Annotated in this window: 15 protein-coding genes and 1 tRNA gene; 5 read left to right on the top strand and 11 right to left on the bottom strand. The window is 71.1% G+C overall.

Translation table 11 applies throughout. The features are described from left to right. Positions 1-103: 103 nt before the first annotated feature. Together ABZY31_RS00005 and dcd are read right to left on the bottom strand one after the other, a co-directional pair. Positions 104-601 carry a phosphoribosyltransferase gene (locus ABZY31_RS00005; protein ID WP_356402761.1) on the bottom strand — a complete coding sequence of 166 codons (498 nt, stop codon included), beginning with the start codon at positions 599-601 and terminating at the stop codon, positions 104-106. Beyond that, positions 598-1185 (bottom strand): dCTP deaminase, encoded by a 588-nt coding sequence (gene dcd, locus ABZY31_RS00010; RefSeq protein WP_356402764.1) that lies wholly within the window; start codon positions 1183-1185, stop codon positions 598-600. The genes ABZY31_RS00005 and dcd overlap by 4 nt, the downstream gene beginning before the upstream one ends. Positions 1186-1669: 484 nt before the next feature. On the opposite strand from dcd, the gene ABZY31_RS00015 reads away from it, so the two are divergent. The 4 genes from ABZY31_RS00015 (at position 1670) to ABZY31_RS00030 (ending at position 4953) form a co-directional block, all read left to right on the top strand. Further along, positions 1670-1743: transfer RNA gene (locus tag ABZY31_RS00015), tRNA-Gly, on the top strand. A gap of 351 nt (positions 1744-2094) precedes the next feature. Beyond that, on the top strand, positions 2095-3141 hold the full coding sequence (locus ABZY31_RS00020; protein WP_356402767.1) for a hypothetical protein: 1047 nt from the start codon (positions 2095-2097) through the stop codon (positions 3139-3141). Beyond that, positions 3077-4198, top strand: coding sequence for a hypothetical protein (locus ABZY31_RS00025; protein WP_356402770.1), 1122 nt, complete (start codon positions 3077-3079; stop codon positions 4196-4198). Before ABZY31_RS00020 ends, ABZY31_RS00025 begins: the two co-directional genes overlap by 65 nt. A gap of 38 nt (positions 4199-4236) precedes the next feature. After that, entirely contained in the window at positions 4237-4953 is a 717-nt protein-coding gene (locus tag ABZY31_RS00030) for an ATP-binding cassette domain-containing protein (protein WP_356402773.1), read from the top strand. An 11-nt stretch (positions 4954-4964) separates the two neighbouring features. Here ABZY31_RS00030 and ABZY31_RS00035 read toward each other — a convergent pair whose 3' ends face one another. Continuing rightward, positions 4965-5684 (bottom strand): DUF4232 domain-containing protein, encoded by a 720-nt coding sequence (locus ABZY31_RS00035; RefSeq protein ID WP_356402776.1) that lies wholly within the window; start codon positions 5682-5684, stop codon positions 4965-4967. Between the two features lie 322 nt (positions 5685-6006). On the opposite strand from ABZY31_RS00035, the gene ABZY31_RS00040 reads away from it, so the two are divergent. Further along, positions 6007-7467: a helix-turn-helix domain-containing protein gene (locus ABZY31_RS00040; protein WP_356402779.1), complete on the top strand. Its 1461-nt coding sequence runs from the start codon at positions 6007-6009 to the stop codon at positions 7465-7467. A gap of 45 nt (positions 7468-7512) precedes the next feature. On the opposite strand, the gene ABZY31_RS00045 is transcribed toward ABZY31_RS00040, so the two are convergent. The 8 genes from ABZY31_RS00045 to ABZY31_RS00080 are packed head-to-tail and all read right to left on the bottom strand — an operon-like array spanning position 7513 to position 16646. Beyond that, the gene (locus ABZY31_RS00045) at positions 7513-8793 is read right to left on the bottom strand and encodes an MFS transporter (protein WP_356402782.1); all 1281 of its coding nucleotides are present in this window, start codon (positions 8791-8793) and stop codon (positions 7513-7515) included. Beyond that, positions 8793-10616 carry a phenylacetate--CoA ligase family protein gene (locus ABZY31_RS00050; protein ID WP_356402785.1) on the bottom strand — a complete coding sequence of 608 codons (1824 nt, stop codon included), beginning with the start codon at positions 10614-10616 and terminating at the stop codon, positions 8793-8795. The genes ABZY31_RS00045 and ABZY31_RS00050 overlap by 1 nt, the downstream gene beginning before the upstream one ends. Before the next feature lie 46 nt (positions 10617-10662). Then, the gene (locus tag ABZY31_RS00055; protein WP_356402788.1) at positions 10663-11952 is read right to left on the bottom strand and encodes a PLP-dependent aminotransferase family protein; all 1290 of its coding nucleotides are present in this window, start codon (positions 11950-11952) and stop codon (positions 10663-10665) included. Beyond that, positions 11952-12578 (bottom strand): hypothetical protein, encoded by a 627-nt coding sequence (locus ABZY31_RS00060; RefSeq protein WP_356402790.1) that lies wholly within the window; start codon positions 12576-12578, stop codon positions 11952-11954. Before ABZY31_RS00060 ends, ABZY31_RS00055 begins: the two co-directional genes overlap by 1 nt. 15 nt (positions 12579-12593) lie before the next feature. Further along, positions 12594-13652, bottom strand: coding sequence for an NADP-dependent oxidoreductase (locus ABZY31_RS00065; protein WP_356402793.1), 1059 nt, complete (start codon positions 13650-13652; stop codon positions 12594-12596). Continuing rightward, on the bottom strand, positions 13649-14848 hold the full coding sequence (locus tag ABZY31_RS00070) for a hypothetical protein (RefSeq protein ID WP_356402796.1): 1200 nt from the start codon (positions 14846-14848) through the stop codon (positions 13649-13651). The genes ABZY31_RS00065 and ABZY31_RS00070 overlap by 4 nt, the downstream gene beginning before the upstream one ends. After that, complete coding sequence (locus ABZY31_RS00075) at positions 14845-15804, bottom strand: 3-oxoacyl-[acyl-carrier-protein] synthase III C-terminal domain-containing protein (protein WP_356402799.1); 960 nt, start codon at positions 15802-15804, stop codon at positions 14845-14847. The genes ABZY31_RS00070 and ABZY31_RS00075 overlap by 4 nt, the downstream gene beginning before the upstream one ends. Further along, on the bottom strand, positions 15792-16646 hold the full coding sequence (locus tag ABZY31_RS00080) for a TauD/TfdA family dioxygenase (protein ID WP_356402802.1): 855 nt from the start codon (positions 16644-16646) through the stop codon (positions 15792-15794). The genes ABZY31_RS00075 and ABZY31_RS00080 overlap by 13 nt, the downstream gene beginning before the upstream one ends. Between the last annotated feature and the right edge of the window lie 9 nt (positions 16647-16655).

The following is a 16655-nucleotide window of genomic DNA, read 5'->3' on the forward strand; positions in this document are numbered from 1 at the left end:
ATCGGCCCGCTCTTCTACGAGCCCACCATCCTCGACGGCGTCGAGGCGCCGATGGCGGTGTGCGCGGAGGAGACCTTCGGCCCTCCCCCATGACGTGCGCGGCTCAGGCGTCGAGGACCTGACCCTCGCGCTTCACGACGGGCGGCTCGACCGACCAGGGGAAGTTGATCCACTCGTCGGTCTTCTTCCACACGTACTCGCACTTCACGAGAGAGTGGGACTTCTCGTAGATCACGGCCGACCGCACCTCGGCGACGTGGTCGAGGCAGAAGTCGTGCACCAGCTTGAGCGTCTTGCCGGTGTCGGCGACGTCGTCGGTGATCAGCACCTTCTTGGCGGTGAAGTCGATGACCTCGGGGACGGGCGACAGCATGACGGGCATTTCGAGCGTCGTGCCCACGCCGGTGTAGAACTCCACGTTCACGAGGTGGATGTTCTTGCAGTCCAGCGCGTACGCCAGGCCGCCCGCGACGAAGACGCCGCCGCGCGCGATGCTGAGGATGATGTCGGGCTCGTAGCCGTCGTCGGCGATGGTCTGCGCCAGCTCGCGGACGGCGCGTCCGAACCGCTCGTAGTCGAGGTTCTCGCGTACTTCGCTCATGCCTGGTGCCTCACCTGGGTGCGGTGGAAGTTCTGGAAGGACCGCGAGGCCGTCGGGCCGCGCTGCCCCTGGTAGCGCGAGCCGTAGCGCTCGCTCCCGTACGGGAACTCGGCGGGCGAGCTGAGCCGGAACATGCACAGCTGCCCGATCTTCATACCGGGCCAGAGCTTGATGGGCAGCGTCGCGACGTTCGACAGCTCCAGCGTGACGTGCCCGGAGAAGCCCGGGTCGATGAACCCGGCGGTCGAATGCGTCACCAGCCCCAGGCGGCCCAGGCTGGACTTCCCCTCCAGCCGGGAGGCGAGGTCGTCGGGCAGCGAGATGACCTCGTAGGTCGAGGCGAGCACGAACTCGCCCGGGTGGAGGATGAACGCCTCGTCCCCCTCGGGCTCGACCATCCGGGTCAGATCCGGCTGCTCGGTGGCGGGGTCGATGTGCGCGTAGCGGTGGTTCTCGAACACCCGGAAGAACCGGTCGAGCCGTACGTCGATGCTGGAGGGCTGCACCATCGAATCCTCGAACGGGTCGATGCGAACCCGTCCGCTGTCGATCTCGGCACGGATGTCTTTGTCGGAGAGAAGCACGTCCCGAGGATACGCAGAGCGCGCGGGCCACCCCCAATCGAGTGCGCCCGCGCGCGTCCGCTCCGCTCCTGCTCCGGGCCCGTGCCCGCCACGGCTACCGCTTGGCCGAGCCCACGGGCACCGCGTGCCGCAGCCGCGCGCACCGCGGGCACCGGATGAGCCGCCCCGGACCGATCCGGCCGGCCCCGAGCTGCTGCATCGGGAACGAAGCGGTACTGAATACATGCCCTTCGGCACAACGGACGACGGTGTGCTCCATCGAGTCCCTTTCCCCAACGAGCCGTGCTGCGACGAATCGCCACATTAGGGGATGAAGAACACCCACTCCAGTCGCCGCTCCGCACCCCAACGGTACGCCCCAACTCCCGCCCCCACAGCCCCCGGTACCCCCACCACCACCCGAACCCCGCGGGTCCGAATTCACCGACAAGGGATCATGGGGTACAGTGTGCAACGATGCGGCACCAGCCAATTGGCCCGCTGCGCGGATGTAGTTTAATGGTAGAACATGAGCTTCCCAAGCTTATAGCGCGGGTTCGATTCCCGTCATCCGCTCCATTGCAAAGCCCCAGGTCAGCGACCTGGGGCTTCTGTGTTGCCTAGACCTTTTCAATGGTCCGCGCCAGACCCGTGCCAGAAGGCTTGCCGCCACCCGCCTTGGCACGCAACGCCTGCGCGGGCATAGATCCCGGCGGCCACTGTCACGGGCCTTTTCAGTTGATCTTGGGTTTACGGGTCTGCACTATGAGCGGCTGAGCACCCCCACGCTGCGGGCCTCCCGTAGCCATGCCTGACGGTGCGGGGGGTTCGGGGGACCGGTCCCCCCGCAGTCGGGATCGTCGACCGCCGGTCAACGCTTCCCCCAGCAGTGACACGAAATGCCCCCAAGCGCTCCGATCTAGGTAGTCGATGCTGCACCGAGGTATCAAATTCATCTACGCCGCCGTATTCGCGTTCTCCGCTGTGGTGGCGTTCCTGTTCGTGCGGGGGCTGGACGAGGACTGGGTGCTCGGCCACTCGGCCGTGGTCTGGGTGCTCGACTCCGACGATTCGGTCAGCGGGTCGCAAGTCGCCCGCGACGTGGCCTCTTTCGCCAGCGACCACCGGCTCTCGGTGGCCCGTGAAGTACCCGATCTCAAGGACCCCGACGGCCGCCGGCACCTGTATCTCGCTTCGGGCGACCCGGGCTCGGAGGCGGCGTCATGGCTGGGCGAGGGCTATCCGTCCTTCGGTCGCGACTACCGCACCGAGGTGCACCCGCTCGCCGAGATCGGGCAGCGGGACCCGCGAGGTTTCTACTACGTGTTCGGCCCGGCAGGGTCCGATGACGCCCTCGTGGCTCGGTTCAAGAGTCTCGGCCTGCGTGCCAGTGCGCACCACCCGCTCTCCGTCGGAGAGCTGACCCCCTTCTACGCGGACGGGGTCCTCGTCCGGTCCTTCCTGGTGGTTGCCCTCGCTGCCGTGACGATGACCGGAGCGAGTGTCCTGCTCAATGCGAAGGCGTACGGAGTGCTGCGCCTGCAGGGAAGGTCCTTCACCGACATCCTGCTCCGTGATCTGCGGCAGCTCGCGTCGTTCGCAGCGATCGCGGCCGGTGCGGTGGCCGGTGCGGTCCTGGTGCTCCTCGGCCTCTACAACGGATGCGCGTGGCTCGGCCTGTTCGCTTCGGTGACTCTGGGCATCGCGGGCCTCCTCGTGCTCTTGATCCTGGCGACCCACGCGGCCGTGCTCGCCCTCACTTTCAGGACCGATGTCCGGCGAGCTTCCCGCCCGGGCCGCGTCCATTTCGGCCTACCTCGTGCGCGTCCCTGCCCTATGGCTCGCCCTCAGCATCGCCACCTCCGCTGCCCTGGCGGGGCAGGACATCCTGGCCCGCCAGGACAGCCGGGAGATGTACGCGAAGGTGGGCGACACTGCAGCCATCCGTCTCAACGGCAGCCTGGGCGGCGACGATGAGATAAAGCAGATGCAAAAACGCGTGGGCGGATGGCTTCGTCAAGCCGACGCCGCAGGCAAACTCATCGTCGCCGGGCGGCGGGAACTCCAGGACGTCGCCCCCGGTTCCGGCCTGCCCCAGGGCGAGATGCTCATCGTCAACGAAACCTTCCTCACCGAGCAGACGCTCCTTGGTCCCACCGGATACCGGTACGCTCCCGCGGCACGGGACGGCACGAACCCCGACGATCGCGCAGTGCGGCTCATCGTGCCCGAGTCCCTGAACCAGCACGCCTCGACCATCGCCGCACACATCCCGGGCGTCCTGAGCCCGGCCCGTCCGGAGCGCATCCGGCAGAGCCAGGTGCAGACGCTCCCGGCGAAGAGCGGCCGGCGCGTCTTCGGCTACAACCCCGGCGACCAGGCCCACACCGCCGCTCGCAACACCAAGGAAGACCGCTCACTCGTGGACGATCCGGTCCTCCTCGTGGTCCCCAACGGGTCGGCCTATCTCACGGACAACGCGTACACCTCGTTCGCCACCCAGGGCGGAGTGGTCTTCCCCGACCCCGCCGACATCCAGGCCGGCATCGAGACGAACAAGCTGCAGAACGACGTGATAGCCATCAGGCCGATCGGGCAGAACGCGGCCCTGCAAATGCGGGACGCGGTCAACGACTTCCGGCTGTACCTGTTCAACCTCGTGGTGGCAGTGGTCGTGCTTGTCATCACCGGCGTCGGCGTCTGCATCGTCTACTCGCGAAAGAACGCCCAGGCCATCTTCGTCAAACACATCAGCGGCTGGCGGTTCGCCGCAAGTCACCGCTCCGTGCTGGCCGTCGAGGGGATCCTCGCCGTCCTCCTGGCCGGCTGGGTGCCCTTCCACGTCTGGCAGCAGAACCAGGATCTGGAGGAGTTCAAGGCCATGGGGATGCCCGCACCCAGCGCGGCCGTGCAGATCAGCGCTCTGGATCTGGCCCTCACCAGTGGGCTGGTCGCAATCGAGGTCGGAGCCGTGCTCCTCGCACTGGCAGCCTTCCATCGCCGCATCGTCAAGGAAGGGGCGACCGAAGGATGAGTCCCGTTCGCACCCTTTCACGCAGCAGGAGCACCACCGTGATCGATATCGAGAACCTGTCGAAGTCCTTCGGCCGACGGACCCTGTGGTCGGATGTCACGCTGACCGTGAAAGGTGGCGACATGCTCGCCCTGGTCGGCCCCAGCGGATCGGGAAAGTCCACTCTCCTCAACTGCATCGGACTGCTCGAGGCGCCGAGCAAGGGCGCGATCCTGCACGAAGGCAAGGACATCACCCGCTTCAACCCGCGTCAGACCCGACGGTTCCGCCGCGAGGTGCTCGGCTACCTCTTCCAGAACTACGCCCTGATCGACAACGCCACCGTCGCCGCCAATCTGGAGGCCGCCGTCAAGCCTCGGCGGTCGCCGAGGAACACCACCCGCGTCACCATCGCCGAGGCCCTCGACCGCGTCGGTCTCGCCGGGCGCGAGAAGGAGAAGATCCACTACCTCAGCGGCGGTGAACAGCAGCGTGTCGCCCTTGCCCGGCTCATGGTCAAGCAGCCGGCACTCGTACTTGCCGACGAACCGACCGGCGCGCTGGACCACACCAACACCGCCATGGTCGTCGACATCCTGCGCGAGATGAGCGACGCCGGGTGCGCCGTCGTCATCGCCACCCACAACGATTACGTCCGCGACCGTTGTGACAGCGTCTTCGCGGTGGACGAGCCTTCCGCCGGTCATGGACAGGGGGCAGATGTGCACCGCGCCGAGTTGGTACCGGATTCGGCGCGCACGCGGAGCGGTGCCTGACGGGATGGCGCTCAGAAGGCGTTCAGCGCGTCGCGGGTGTTCGTGCGGTACAGGCCGACCTTCGGGTGGGCGACGGTGCCCGGCTTGGCCAGCCGGAGGTTGACGCCGTCCGCGTTCGGCATGTGCTCCTCGTCGGCCAGGACGTTGACCTCGTCGGCCACGGGGCCGCTGCCGGCCGTCGGGTTGAGGTTCACGGCGGCGTACGCGGTGGCGCCGGGGCGCACCGGGTACGCCGGGGCGCCGCCCAGGCCGCCGGGGGCGGTGGCCTGGAGACCGAGTGCGCCGCCCTTGGCGCTGAAGCCGACGGTGGGGAAGTAGTCCAGGCCGCAGGAGGTCGAACCGTTGTTGGTGACGGTGATGACGCGGACGGTGGCCGGAGTCCCCGCCGGGGAGGTGACCTTGACGGTCAGGTTCCGCGCCGAGCAGGGGTGGGTGTAGGCGTAGGCGTCACCGGTGGTGCTCCCCGTGTCCTTGCCGCCCGCACCGGCCTTCGCCGGGGTGACGGTGGTGCCCGTGCCGGTTCCGGTGACCTTCCCGGTGGACGAGGCGGCGCCCTCCCCGGACGGCGTCACGGTCCCGGTCGAGGCCGGCTTGTCGGTGCTCTTGGTCGTGGCGGGGTCCGCGGCCGGCCCGGCGGCGCTGTGCGAGCCGCCGCCGCAGGCGGTCAGAGCCAGAGCGAGGCCGGCGGTGACGGTGGCCAGGGCGGTGGTGCGGAGTCGGTAGGTGCGCATGGGGAATTCTCCGTATCGGTGCGGTCGTCAGGCGGAGGGCTTGCGTTTCCCGGCTGACGAGACGTGGGGTGCGGCTGCTGTTCCGGTCGGCTGCTGCCGCAGGCGGCCGAGGGTGGCCCGTGGGCGCCCTCCCGTTGCGACCGCCGGATCCGACCGGCGATCCCATCGGCGGACCGACGGGTTGATGACGCAACTGTGGGGCCGGTTTCGTCCCAGTGGCGGTCGGCCCGGGATAGTAGGGACCCTGGAACGCTCCCGACCCCTCTCACCTGGGCGATCGGGCGAGCCTGGAACGTGCTTCCGGGATGAGGGGGAGGGTGGAATGGCCACGGAGACGGAGCGGTTCGCGGAGCTGATGCGCGGATTCAAAGAGCGCTCGGGTCGCAGCTACGGCACGCTCGCGAAGCGTCTGCACTCCAGCAACTCGACGCTGCACCGGTATTGCAGCGGCACTGCGGTGCCCACGGATTACGCCCCGGTGGAGCGGTTCGCCCGGGTCTGCGGTGCCTCGGCCGACGAACTGCTCGCGCTGCACCGGCAGTGGCTGCTGGCGCTGGTGGAGCGGCGGCGGGGGGTGACGCAGGGGCAGGACTCGGCGGCGGGGGCGGCGAACTCCGCGGCTCCGCGGGGCGGTGACGCCGCGCCTGAAGCACCGGCTTCTTCGGCGGATGTGGTGGCCGGGGAGGCCTCGGAGGTCCGGCCCCCGGCGGAGACCGGCCCCGTACCGGTCCCTACGCTCGCCCCCGATTCCGCGCCGGCACCGGCACAGGCACCGACGGAGGCCCCCGCCCCCGCACCGCAGGAGCCCGCACACGCCCTCGGCGCCCTCATCCAGCCGGGCTCCGCCCGGGCCTCCGTACCGGCGGCCCGGCGTCCTCGGCTGCTGCTGGCCGTTGCGGCCGCCGTGGCCACCGTCGCGGTGGCGGGAACCGCCGCCGCCCTCTCCGCCATGGGGGATGCGGGTCACGCGGACCCGCGCCACGGCGCCGCCCAGCCGTCCTCGCGCGAACGGGCGGCGGCGGGCCCGGCCCTGCCGTCCGGCGCGCCGTCTTCACCCACGCCCGCAGCCGGTTCCGCATCCCCGTCCGGCCCCGGACCCTCGTCCCCCTCGGCGACGCCCGGGACCGCCTCGCCGGCCGCCGGCCGGGAGGGGGCCTCCGCCGCCGCCCCGTTCACGGTCAACGTGCTGCCCGACAACTGGGGCAGCCCCTGCGACCAGTGGTTCGCCCTGGACAAGGCACCCGGTACGGTTCCCCCGCCCCCCGCCGGGCAGGCGACCGAAGGGTGGGCCCGGACCCTGGGCGCCGTCCCGGCGGGGCACCTGCGCCTGCAGCTGACCGTCCAGGGCACCGAGGGCAAGCCCGCGGTCCTGCACGCGCTGTACGTCCACGTCGTGAGCGGCCGCAAGGCTCCCGGCTGGAACGCCTACACCATGGGGTCCGGTTGTGGCGGCGCGCTGGTGCCGGCGTCCTTCGCCGTGGCCCTGGACGACGCCTCCCCGCGGGCCAGGTCCGTACCCGGCAAGGAGGGCGAGCGGCCGACGGCGTCGACCGACTTCCCGTACAAGGTCTCCGCCACCGACCCCCAGGTGCTGAACATCGACGCCGCCACGCTCGGCCAGGACGTCAGCTGGTACCTGGAGCTGGCCTGGAGCAGCGGCGACCGCCAGGGCACCACCCGCATCGACGACCACGGCCGCCCGTTCCGCACGGTCGCCATGAACGCCGGCCACGGCTACTGGTACGACGAGAACCACAACGCCTGGCTCCCGCACACGGAATGACGGATCCATCGCACCGTGCCGCTCACCCGGCCGGCCGCCGCCCCATCAGCCTGCCGCGGCCGTGGCCGGGGACCTTTCGGCCTCCTCCCGTGCGGTTCCCGTCTGCGGCCCGGGGGGCGTCCCCGGCCGGTGGTGGCGCGCCACGACGAAGCCGCCCAGGGCGAAGAGCGTCATGGTCGCCGACACGCTCCAGAAGCCCGCGCCGAGCGAAGAGGCGGCGAAGTAACCCACGACCGGCATGAGGGCTGCCGTGCCGAGGCCGATGGCCAGCAGCCGCAGTGACGCCATTTTGGCCTTGTCGCCCTCGGCCGCGTAGTGCTGGAGCGACGTCAGCAGCCAGGTGAGGCTGTTGAGGTTGGCGAAGCCCGCCAGGAAGAACGCGCCGAAATGCACCGCGCCCGTCCCGCTCGACGCCAGCAGGACGGCCGCCGCAGCCTGACCGAGCAGCCACACCGGCAGCAGACGCTGTGAGACCAGGTACCGGGTCAGGAACGACGCGCTGATCATTCCGACCGCGAAGGTGGCCTCCAGCGCCGCCACGTACCATCCACGACCCCCGTGGAACTCGGCGGTCAGGGGGATGACCAAGGTGCTCAGGCCCTGGGCGAAAACGAAGTCCCCGCCGCAGAGCACGATCATGAGGAAGACGGTCCGGTCCTCCCGGTGGCGGATCAGCATCCGACGCCACTCCCCCAGCGTGCCCGCCACGGCCCGGGTCATCATGCGGACGGACACGGGCGGGTTGTGCTCGTTCGCCGTCAGGCGGATCCGGCTCATGGTGAGGGCGCAGCACAGCGACATCAGGACGTCGACCACCAGGGCCTGCGAGGCGGTGCCCCAGGTCAGGATCAGGCCGAGGAGGGCCATCCCGCTCAGCGCACCGGCCTGGAAGGCCACCCCGATCAGGCTGTTGAAGCGCGTGGCGTGGTCCGGATTCACGTGGTGCGCGGTCAGCTTGAACAGCGCAGACCGCTCGACGTTGTCGAAGACGGCCAGCAGCGCCGAGGCCGCCACGATCCAGGGCACCGCACCGGCGCCCGGCACCAGGGCCGCGGCACCCACGATCACCGCGACGGTGCCCGCCCGGCCCAGCCCGCACAGCGCGTACACCCACTTGGAGCTGAGGGCATCGACCAGCGGACCGCACACCGGAAGGACACACAGGGCCGCCACGCCCTGGAGGGTGAGCACGAACGCGAAGGCGGCCGGGCTGCCGGTGCGGCCGTACAGCAGCTGACCCATGGCGAGGGTGTGGATGCCGACACCGACGCTGGAGAGGGTGATCACGCCCAGCATGGTGCGCGCGACACGGTCGTTCCCGAGCATCACCGCACCCCGTCCAGTCGGCGGTCGATGACGTTCTTGACCTTGCCGCTGACCGGGTTGCGCGGCAGAGCGCCCTCCGCCGCGCAGACGATCCTGAGCTCGTACGCATCCAGCGCGGCATCGAAGTCCTGGTAGCCGCCCAGTACCGGGAACTCCTTGACCAGCAGTTCGCGCACGGCCTCGGGTTCCGGCGGGCAGGGAGCCTCGGTGCGCAGTGTCAGCACCTCCCGGCTGCCCTCGGTGGCCACCTCGATCTGGAGCTGCGAGACGCCGAAGGGCGCGAGGGCGTCGAAGACCTCCCCGTACAGCACCGTTTCGCCCTTGAAGCGGACCAGCCCGTCGGAGCGGCCCAAGTACTCCAGCACCCGCCCCGTCACGCCGCAGGCGCAGTGGTGCTCGTACGTGCGGCCCGTGTCGCCGATGCGGTAGCGGATCAGCGGGCCCTCGAACTTCTGCAGGCCGGTGACCAGCAGTTCACCCGCGGTGCCGTCCGGGACGGGGCGGCCGTCCGCGTCCACGACCTCGATGAGGTTGTAGTCGTCGTTGACGTGGTGCACGGTCCCGCCGAGGAATCCGCACTGGTAGCCGAGCTGCGCACCGTCGTTGGCGGCGAGGATGCTGGAGACCACGCGGGTCCCCAGCTCCTGGCGCAGCCACGTCTTGTCGGTCTCGGTCATGGGGGTGCCGCCGTAGATCACCTTGTCGACGCGCAGCTCGGGGCGGCGCTTCTTGGCGTCGCGCAGGAGCGGCAGGATGAGGGCCGGCATGCCGAGGACCACGTTGGCGTCGAAGCTGCCGGTGAGCATCAGCAGGTCGTCGACGGTCACGAACTGGGCCGTCGCGTAGGACTCCACGGGCATCCGGGACAACTCGCTGAACGTCGTGGTCAGCCCGCCGTACATGCCGCCGCCGAACAGCGTGTTCACGACGCGGTCGCCCGGTTCGAGCCCGAGCGCGTAGAGCATGGGAACGGCCTCGCGGACCATGTTCTCCCAGTCGGTGCGGGAGTAGACGATGTAGCGAGGTTCGCCGCTGGTCGCGCCCGAGCGCAGCACCTCTCCGGTGGCGGGATCGCCGCTGCTCAGGTCCCGGCTCGCGGGCAGCGAGTGCGCCTCCAGGGCGGCCTTTTCCAGAACGGGGAGCCGGGTGAGGTCGCCGTCCCGGGTCACGTCGGGCAGCTCCCGGTAGTACGGGGTGCGCCGGGCGCGCGCGACGAGGTAGCGCAGGCGCGCGGCCAGCCGGTCCGCGCGCTCCGGGTGGTCCTCGCTGCGGGCCCGGTCCAGGGAGACGCCCGGCAGGTGCCGGATCCGGTACAACCCCTGCGTCCAAGGGGCTCGGCAGTCCACGGCCAGGTCCGCGCCGGCGGCCAGCGCCGGTACCTCCAGCGGATCCGCGGTCACCTCGGTGTCCGGGGCGGTCACCCGGCCCGCGGGCAGCGGAACGCCGGCCCCCCGCAGCGCCGCCATGACCTGCTCCCACAGGTCCGGCCGTGCGGAGCGCAGCGTCACCTCGTTGCCCAGGGCCCACGCGAGCAGCAGAGCGCGCAGGGTGGCCTCGGCCAGCCGGTCGTCGAGGACGAGGGTGCCCGTCGGGCACAGCTCCAGGACGTCGTCGCTGTCGGTCAGCGGCTGCCACGGGTACTGGCAGACCCCGCCGAGCAGCCGGTCCAGTCCCTCGAAGAGCCGCCTGCTGTCGAACCGGCGGAGCGGGTCGGCGACGCCGGCCTGCCGCAGCCGGGCGTCGAGCGGGGCGAGGGCGCCGGACGCGAGGGCGCGTTCGACGTGCTCGACGGCCAGCAGCAGGTCGGTGGGGTAATGCCTCATGATCATGTCCTCGTCATAGGTGCGGTGCGGGTGGCTGCCGTACGTCTCACTGCCGCCCCCGTGCGTCCAGCCGCTCGGCGATCACTGCGGCCAGCCGGCGGACGCCGATGTCGATCTGCTCCGCCGGCGGATAGGAGAAGGACAGCCGCAGGTTGCGGGCGCCGCGGCCGTCCGCGTAGAAGCCGGTGCCGGGGACGAACGCAACGCCGGCCGTCAGCGCGTGAGGCAGCAGTTCACGGGAGTCCAGGCCCTCGGGGAGCGTCATCCAGACGAAGAATCCGCCGTCGGGGACGGTCCACGACACTCCTGCGGGCATCGAGTCGGAGAGGGCGCGCAGCATGGTGTCGCGCCGGGCGCGGTAGCCCGCGCGGAAGCCGGCGAGCCGGTCCTGCCACGGCTGGGTGCGCAGATAGCGGTCCACCGTCAGCTGGGCGAGCGCCGAGTGGGAGAGCATGGCGCTCTCGGCGGCGAGCACCAGCTTGCGGGTGAGGGCGGCGGGGGCGCGCACCCAGCCCACGCGCAGGCCGGGTGCCAGCGTCTTGGAGAAGGACCCCAGGTAGACCACCCGCTCCGGGTCGTCGGCGCACAGCGCCCGCGACGGTTCGCCGTCGTAGTGCAGCAGGCCGTACGGGTTGTCCTCCACCACCACGACCCCGGCCCGGCGGCAGACCTCCAGGATCTGCGCGCGGCGGCCGGCCGGCAGGGTGGCACCGGTGGGGTTCTGGAAGGTCGGAACGGTGTAGAAGAACTTCGCGGGCCGCCCCTCGGCCGCCAGCCGGTGCAGTGCCGCGGCGAGTTCGTCCGGGACCACGCCGGCCCGGTCCATGGCGACCTGCACCACGCGGGCGCCCGCGGCCTTGAACGTGCCGAGGGCGGTGACGTAGGTGGGACCCTCGGCCACGACCGTGTCCCCGGGGTCGAGCAGCACCCGGACCAGCAGGTCCAGGGCCTGCTGGGAACCGACGGTGACCATGACCTCCTCCGGTCGGGCGGAGATCCCCTCGACCGCCATGACGGAGCAGATGCGTTCCCGCAGGCCCGGGTCGCCCTGGGCGGCCCCGTACTGGAGGGCCGTCGGGCCGTGCTCGCGCACCACGTCGGCGACCGTCCCGGCCATGACCTCCTGCGGGAGGGCACGGACGTCCGGCATGCCGCCCGCCAGCGAGACGATGCCGGGCAGGGCCGCCACGCTGAACAGGGAGCGGACCTCGGAGGGCACCATGGCGCGGGCACCGCGGGAGAAATACCGCTCCCAGGGCACCGGCTCGCCGTCCGCCGCGGGCGGCCGTACCGCTCGTACGGCCGGTTCCGGTTCGAGTTCCATGGGCAGGCGCATCACTGTCTCCTGGGGTGGGAAGGGCGGGTCTCTTCGCCCGCGGTGGCGTCGGCCGGGCCGGCTGGTGTCGCGGCTGATGGACCGGCCGACTTCCCGGCCGGCGTCCCGGCCGACGTCAGGAGCCCCACCGCGTAGTCGTGCAGGACCCGGTCCTGTCGTGCGTGCAGCAGCGTCGTCTCCCTGCGCGGACCGTCCGGGTCCCGGGTGACCAGGCGGGCGGCCTGCCGGCACATCGCGTACGGCCGGGCGGCCGCGCCGCGGAAGGCGGCCGGGTCCGCGCGGGCCAGCTCGGCCCACTCGCGCTGGTCCTCGCCCAGCGCCGTACGGGCCAGGCCCAGCAGGTCGGAGGCGCACAGTCCGGGGCGGATCCCGGCCGGTGCGATCCCGTCGGCCGTCGTGGTGAGGTCGACGCAGGCGGGGCCGTCCCCGGCACCGTGCGCCGCCATCGCCTCCAGTGCCGTCTCGACGGCCCAGTCCTGCTCCGCCCCTCGGCGCGGGCGCAGGAGAGCACCGGGGAACTCGCACGGATCCGTCCCGCTCCCCCGCACGCTCCAGATGGCGCAGATCCGCTGGGCGGAGCCGAGCTTCACGAGGCTGATGTGCAGTCCCGTACGGACGTGTCCCATGGAACCCTCACTCGCTCAGGAGGTGTGGCCGCAGGACGGCTCGGGGTCGGCGGACGGCTCCAGGGCGTCGTGGCCAAGCCGTACGACCGCCTTGCCGGTGTTCTCGCCGCGCAGCATCCCGAGGAAGGCGTCGACGGTCCGCTCGAACCCCTCGGTGACGTGGAGCCGGTCGGTGACGCGGCCGGAGCGCAGATGGGGGACCAGGAACTCCTCCAGCTCCACCTGGGCGTCGCCGTGGCGGGAGACGAGGAAGCCCTCCAGGCGGATGCTCTTCTCCACGAGGTCGAAGAGGTTGCGGGGGGCCGCCGGGGCGGATCCCGCGTTGTACTGCGCCACGGCCCCGCACCAGGCGATGCGCCCGTGCTCGCGCATCGCCCCGATCGCCGCCTCCAGGTGCGCGCCGCCCACGTTGTCGACGTAGACGTCGATGCCCTCGGGCGCCGCCCGCTCCAGTTGCCCGGACAGACCCGGACCGGCGCGGTGGTCGAAGGCCGCGTCGTAGCCGAGTTCCTCGGTGAGCAGGCGGACCTTTGCCGCCGAGCCCGCGCTGCCGACGATCCGGCCCGCGCCCAGCAGCCGCGCCAGTCGGCCGGCGGCCGTGCCGACGCCACCGGCGGCGGCCGAGACGTAGACCGTGTCGCCGGCCCGCAGCCGGGCGATGCGGGTCAGCGCGACGTACGCCGTCAAGCCGGTCCCGCCGAGCAGGCCGAGGAAGGACTGGGGGGCGACGCCCTCGTAGCGGGGCAGGACGCGTACCTCCGCCGCGTTCACCACGGCGCGGGTCCGCCAGCCCTCCCGGTGGAACACCAGTGCTCCGACGGGCAGTTCGGCGCTGCACGACTCCACCACCCGGCCGATGGAACGGCCTTCGAGCGGAGCGTGCAGCTCCCAGTCCCCGTCCATGCACTCGCGCATGTACGGGTCGACGGAGAGCCACAGGTTCTCCACCACGGCCTGGCCGGCGGCCGGCGGGACCAGCGGCAGCTCCACCTCGGCGAAGTCCTCGGGCACGGGCATGCCGCGGGGCCGGCGGCGCTGCGTGAACGCGCGTGTGGTGCGGGCCGGGGCGTTCATGCCGCCACCTGCCCGGCGGGGACCGTGCGCACAGTGATGTCGCGGGCGCATTCCTGGAGGAACCGGCGGAGTTCGTCCGCATCGGTGTGCGAAGCCTCGACGAAGACCGGCACCTCCCACTCCTGGTAGGTGATGTGCCGCGGTGTCTCCTCCTGCGGGTCGAGAATGTGGAGGGCGTCCAGGCACGGATGGGTGCGGATCCGGTCGGGTACCTCGATCGTCCGTACCCCACCGGCCGCCAGGTGGTGACCGGGGAAGGCGAGCCAGCCGTGGTGGCGGCCGCTGGGCGGGCCGGCCGGCGGTCGCTGAAGGCCGAGCCGGACGGCTATCTCGTGCGAGGGCAGGTGCACCCCGGTGTGCAGTTCGTGCGTGGAGACCACGGCCGCGCCGCCGACCCGGTTGGCCACCTCCAGGAAGACCAGCGCACCTTCCGGGGTGTGGAAGAACTCCAGGTGGATGCAGCCTTCCTCGATCCCGAGGACCTTCACCACCTGTTCCACCAGCGCTCGTTGCGGCGGTGTGCACGGCTCCTGGTGCGAGCCCAGCGGGGCCCCTTGGGCGTACTCGACCGGCTTGTTGACGTACCGGCTGACCGCCACCTCGACGAGGCGCCCCTCCTGCACCAGCCCGTCGGCGTGCAGGATGTCCCCGTCGATGTGCTCCTCCAGCTGGAACTCCCCGGCGTCCGGGAGCAGACCGTAGGCCCGGAGCGCCTCGCGGGCCGTCGCGTGGACGGAGACGTCCTCGCTGGAGGCGCCCTGGCGCGGTTTGAGGACCGTGCGTCCGGTCCACGGCAGCGTGCCGTCCGGTGACGGCGCGGCCACGAAGCGGGGGTACCGCAGGCCCGAGCCGGCCAGGGCCTCCTTCATCCGGACCTTGTCCCGGACCCGCTCGACGGCGGCGAGCCCCGGGCCCTCGATGCCGAGGTGCTCCCGTACGTGGCAGGCCTCGATGAGGCCGAACTCGGAGAGCGCGAGCACCTTCTCGTAGCCGTCGGCGGGCGAGGTGCGGGCGCGGATGCCCGCGACCAGGTCCTCGTCGGCGTCGAGGACGAGCCGCCGGGCCGGCAGGTGCGCGGGGAGGTCGGCCATCCGGTGCGGGTGCCCGATGTACGTCACCTGGTGGCGCTCGTGGTCGATGCCCCGCTCGTAGCCGATCTTCCGGTACGGCACCTGGTGAATGACGAGGATCTTCATCCGAGATACTCCAAGGTCGTGATGCCCCAGCTGAAGCCCATGGCGCTGGTGGCGAGCATGATCAGGTCGCCGTGCTGCAGCCGGGCCCCGCGTTCGAGGTCCCGCAGGGCGATGAGGGTGTCGGTTCCGCCCATGTGGGCCAGCCGGTCGTAGTTGAAGACGCTCCGCTCGGCCGGGATGCCCAGGGCGCCCAGCAGCCGCTGGTGCATGTCCCGGTCGCCGTGGTTGACGAGGAAGTGGGAGACGTCGTCCAGGGTGATCCCGAGTGCGGTCAGCGCGTCCTCCACCAGGGCGGTGAAGTGCCGTACGTAGGCGTCCGCGAGTCCCTTGCGGTGTTCGCCGCGCCGGATCAGGACACGGGATCCGGTCAGCTCGCCGGCGTAGTAATCGGACCAGCCGCCGTCGGTGCGCATGGCGGAGTGTGCGACACGGAAACGACCCGGACCGCTGCCCAGCAGCACCGCCGCAGCCGCATCACCGAAGTTGAACAGAGCCTTGGAATCAGGGTCACCGTAATCAACCATCCGGCTCAGCCGGTCCCCGACGAGGACCAGGGCGTACGTGTTCTTCTCCAGGGCCCCGGGAGTGGACAGGAGCCGGACCGCGGTCATTCCCGCGTTGCAGAAGTTCGCCACTTCGAAGCAGTGAGCGCCTTCGATGCCCAGGGCGTGGGCCACCTTCGCCGCGGGCGACCAGAACGGGCGGTCCCACTCGCCGGATCCGGCGTAGACGACCTGCCGGATCAGCTCCGCCGGCACACCGGTCCGTTCCAGGACCGCTCGGGCGGCGTCCAGCGCGAGTTCCCAGGCCTGCTCCCCGTCCGCGAGCACCGGGAAGGTCTCGCAGTGCGTGATCCGGGCCAGGTCCCCGGCCGGCACGCCGGAGGCGGCGGCCATGACGCGGACATCGGCCCTCGCGGACGGGAAGGACACCTCGAAGTCGGCTATGCCGCCCACGTCTCGCCCTCTTCGATGCTCACGCGGTGCACGGTCCGGGTGGCCCCGGGCTCGACGGCGGTGGCGGCGTGGTAGGTCGTCGCCGTCTTCCACACCACCAGGTCGTTCGTCGTCCAGCGGTGGGTGTAGACGTGCGCGGGGTCCTGGATGAGCCGGTCGATGACGGCGAAGAACTCGGCGTTCTCGTTGGCGTCGAAGCCGACGACGGAGTCCATGTACTCGGGGGCGCCGTAGAGGTAGGAGCGGCCGGTGACCGGGTCCTGCTTGACCAGCGGGTGCTCGGTCGGCGGGTATTCCAGCTCGACCAGCGCCTTGAGCTCGGCGATGGACAGTCCGGCGTGCTCGGGAGAGATCCGCTGCCGCTTGCTCACGGTGTGCAGGGCGGTGCGGCCGGCGATCTTCTCCTTCCACTCCGCGGGAAGGCGGTCGTAGACGTCCAGGGCGCTGGCGTACAGGGTGTGGCCGCTGGTGGCGGGTACGTCGATGCCGTGCAGCATCGTGTAGGGCGCCGGGTCCTTCATGTACGAGGAGTCCTGGTGCCAGAAGTTGCCGACGCGGGCGACGCCGACCGGGCGGTCCGCCTTCATGGCGTTGGAGGAGATCATGATCTCCGGGTGATCGGGGTGGCGGTACTTCGCCATGAGGAACGGCACGGGCCGGCCGATCCGGGAGGCCAGTTCGATCTGCTGCTCCGGGGTGATGTCCAGACCCCGGACCACCACCAGCTCACGGCGGTGCACGGTGTCGATGAGCCGGGCGAAGACCTCGGGGTCCTGGAGGTCCTCGTAGCCGACGCCGGTCAGCTCCGAGCCGATGAACGGGGTGATGTCCTTGACCTGCATGAGCGGATC

The organism is Streptomyces sp. NPDC006529 (assembly GCF_040611795.1).
Classification (GTDB): Bacteria; Actinomycetota; Actinomycetes; order Streptomycetales; family Streptomycetaceae; genus Streptomyces.

Bases quoted from the DNA above. Each gene is read 5' to 3' on its own strand.
- ABZY31_RS00005 (WP_356402761.1), bottom strand. From the start codon at position 601: ATGAGCGAAGTACGCGAGAACCTCGACTACGAGCGGTTCGGACGCGCC.
- ABZY31_RS00020 (WP_356402767.1), top strand. From the start codon at position 2,095: ATGCTGCACCGAGGTATCAAATTCATCTACGCCGCCGTATTCGCGTTC.
- ABZY31_RS00025 (WP_356402770.1), top strand. From the start codon at position 3,077: ATGTACGCGAAGGTGGGCGACACTGCAGCCATCCGTCTCAACGGCAGC.
- ABZY31_RS00035 (WP_356402776.1), bottom strand. From the start codon at position 5,684: ATGCGCACCTACCGACTCCGCACCACCGCCCTGGCCACCGTCACCGCC.
- ABZY31_RS00040 (WP_356402779.1), top strand. From the start codon at position 6,007: ATGGCCACGGAGACGGAGCGGTTCGCGGAGCTGATGCGCGGATTCAAA.
- ABZY31_RS00045 (WP_356402782.1), bottom strand. From the start codon at position 8,793: ATGCTCGGGAACGACCGTGTCGCGCGCACCATGCTGGGCGTGATCACC.
- ABZY31_RS00050 (WP_356402785.1), bottom strand. From the start codon at position 10,616: ATGAGGCATTACCCCACCGACCTGCTGCTGGCCGTCGAGCACGTCGAA.
- ABZY31_RS00055 (WP_356402788.1), bottom strand. From the start codon at position 11,952: ATGCGCCTGCCCATGGAACTCGAACCGGAACCGGCCGTACGAGCGGTA.
- ABZY31_RS00060 (WP_356402790.1), bottom strand. From the start codon at position 12,578: ATGGGACACGTCCGTACGGGACTGCACATCAGCCTCGTGAAGCTCGGC.
- ABZY31_RS00065 (WP_356402793.1), bottom strand. From the start codon at position 13,652: ATGAACGCCCCGGCCCGCACCACACGCGCGTTCACGCAGCGCCGCCGG.
- ABZY31_RS00070 (WP_356402796.1), bottom strand. From the start codon at position 14,848: ATGAAGATCCTCGTCATTCACCAGGTGCCGTACCGGAAGATCGGCTAC.
- ABZY31_RS00080 (WP_356402802.1), bottom strand. From the start codon at position 16,646: ATGCAGGTCAAGGACATCACCCCGTTCATCGGCTCGGAGCTGACCGGC.